Source organism: Candidatus Streptomyces philanthi (assembly GCF_059553635.1).
Genome location: NZ_JCANQV010000495.1, coordinates 1 through 2,581, shown reverse-complemented (window position 1 = coordinate 2,581; position 2,581 = coordinate 1). Strand labels below are relative to the sequence as shown.

General features: G+C 75.0%; 2 protein-coding genes. Both read right to left on the bottom strand.

Going from position 1 to position 2,581, the window contains the following annotated elements; genetic code table 11:
• The coding region (locus AC51EU_RS29425; RefSeq protein WP_496270142.1) for a beta-galactosidase at positions 1 to 1,922 on the bottom strand (1,922 nt) is incomplete at its 3' end.
• 49 nt (positions 1,923 to 1,971) lie between these two features.
• On the bottom strand, positions 1,972 to 2,581 hold a 610-nt coding region (locus tag AC51EU_RS29420), incomplete at its 5' end, for an SDR family NAD(P)-dependent oxidoreductase (RefSeq protein ID WP_496270141.1).

Genomic DNA, 2,581 nt, shown 5'->3' with positions numbered 1-2,581 from the left:
GTCCGTCCCAGGACGTCCCGCAGCGGCTCCGGAAGCCGCACCTCCACCGGCGCCGCCCCGTGGTTGAGCAGGAACAGGAAACGGCCGCCCGCCCCCTCCCGCACCGTCGCCTGCACCCCGTCCGGCAGCCCCGGCAGCAGCGGCGGCACCCCGGCGTCCTCCCGTACGTCGTCCATCAGCGCCCGCATCAACGGCGGCGCGAGACGGGTGGCGACGTACCAGGCGGCACCCCGGCCACAGGCGTGGCGGGTGACGGCGGGCCCGCCCACCGGGCCGCCCTCCGTGAAGCGGGCCAGCACCTCGGCGCCCTCGGGGCGCACCACCTCCGCCCACAGGTCCGCGCCCCCGTCGTACGCCCCGTCCCCGACCGCGAGCGCCTCCCCCTCCGCCGCCGGCCAGAACTCCTCCACCCACAGCCCCAGCACCTCCCGCAGCGGCGCCGGGCAGCCGCCCGGATGCACCCGGTCGTGCGCGTCCACGATGCCCGAGAAGAACGACACCAGCAGCCGCCCGCCGCCCCGGACGTACGCCGTCAGCCGCTCCGCGTCCCGCGTCGTCAGCAGATACAGGTTGGGGACGACGACCAGCCGGTACGCGGACAGCTCGCGGTCCGGCGGCACCACGTCGCAGGGCACGCCCGCCTCGAACAGCGGGCGGTAGTGGTCGAGCGTGATCCTCCCGTGGTCGAGCGCCGTCGACGGCCGCGAGTCCAGCTCCAGCGCCCGCCAGCTCTGCCAGTCCGTCAGCAGTGCCACCTCGGCCCGCGACCGCGTCCCGGCGATCTCCGGTACGGACGCGAACTCGCGCCCCAGCGCCGCCACTTCGCGGAAGACGCGGGTGTCCGTGCCCCCGTGCGGCACCATCGCCGAGTGGAACTTCTCCGCCCCGCCCAGCGACTGCCGCCACTGGAAGAACAGCACCGCGTCCGCGCCCTGCGCCACCGCCTGCCAGCTCCACAGCCGCATCGCCCCGGGCGGCTTGGGCGCGTTGCGCGCCCGCCAGTTGACCGCGCCCGGCGCCTGCTCCAGCAGCAGCCACGGCTGCCCGTGGCGCGCCGACCGCATCAGGTCGAAGACGTACCCGGCCCGGACGTGGTCGTCGGGCACCTGCGGGTCCTGGTAGAAGTCCAGCGCCATCGCGTCCATGTGCGCCGACCAGGCGAAGGCGTCGACGGGCTTGTGCTGCGGCATGAGGTTCGTGGTGACCGGCACGGCCGGGGTGACACGTTCCAGGACCGCCTTCTCCGCCAGGTAGCAGGCGCGCAGCGCCTCGTCGCCGAAGCGGAGGTAGTCCAGCTGCTGGGCGGGGTTGGGGAAGGTCGGGGCGTCGCGCGGCGGCAGCACCTCCTCGAAGTCCCCGTACGCCTGCGACCAGAACGCGGTCGACCAGGCGTCGTTGAGCGCGTCCACCGTGCCGTACCGCTCGCGCAGCCAGCGCCGGAAGTCAGCCGCCGACACCTCGCAGTAGCACTGCCGGGTGTGGCAGCCGTACTCGTTGTTGACGTGCCACATCGCGAGCGCCGGATGGTCGGCGTAGCGGGTGGCGAGCCGTTCCACGAGCCGTACGGCGTGCTCGCGGTACACGGGGCTGGAGGGGCAGTAGTGCTGCCGGGAGCCGGGCCACAGCCGCCGCCCGTCCGGCCCCTGCGGCAGGATCTCCGGATGCGCGCGGGAGAGCCACGGCGGCGGTGACGCCGTCATCGTCGCCAGGCAGACGGCGACACCGGCGTCCGCGAGGCCGTCCATCACCCGGTCGAACCAGCCGAAGTCCCAGACGCCGGGCCGTGGTTCGGCCTTCGCCCAGGAGAAGATCCCGGCGGTGACCATGGAGACCCCGGCCTCCTTCATCAACGCCAGATCCTCGGACCACACCTCCTCGGGCCACTGCTCGGGGTTGTAGTCGCCGCCGTAGTGGATGCCCATCGGACCCCCTGGATCGGAGCGGGGGACGGGGCGCCGCGCCCCGTCCGCCTCACGACGAGTTCTTGTACACGCTCCAGCCGCCGTCCACCACGAGGCTCGCCCCGGTGACGAACGACGCCTCACCGGACAGCAGGAACGCGATGGCCGCCGCGACCTCCTCCGGCCGCCCCAGCCGCCGCGCCGCGGTCTCCGCCGCGCTCGCCCGCCGGCCCTCCTCACCGATCCCGTCCCAGGCGGCCGTCAGGACCGGTCCCGGCAGCACACTGTTGACCCGCACCTCGGGCCCGTACTCGACGGCCAGTTGCCGCGCCAGCCCGGTCAGCCCGGCCTTGGACGCCGCGTAGGCGGGCCGTCCCGGCAGCCCCACCAGCGCGTGCACGGACGAGGTCAGCACCACGGCGCCGGCCTCGCGCCGCAGGTCCGGCAGGGCGGCCCGGACGCCGAGGAAGGCGCCGGTGAGGTTCACCGCCAGCTGCCGGTCCCAGTCGGCGAGCGGGGTGCGGTCGGCGGGCGCGGTGTACGGGAGGTACGCGTTGCCGACGAGGCCGCCGACCGGCCCGTACCGCTGCCGCGCCGCCGCCACCGCCCGCTCCCAGTCGTCCTCCCGGGACACATCGCAGTGCGCGTACGAGGCGGTGTGGCCGGCCGCCCGGAGGCGC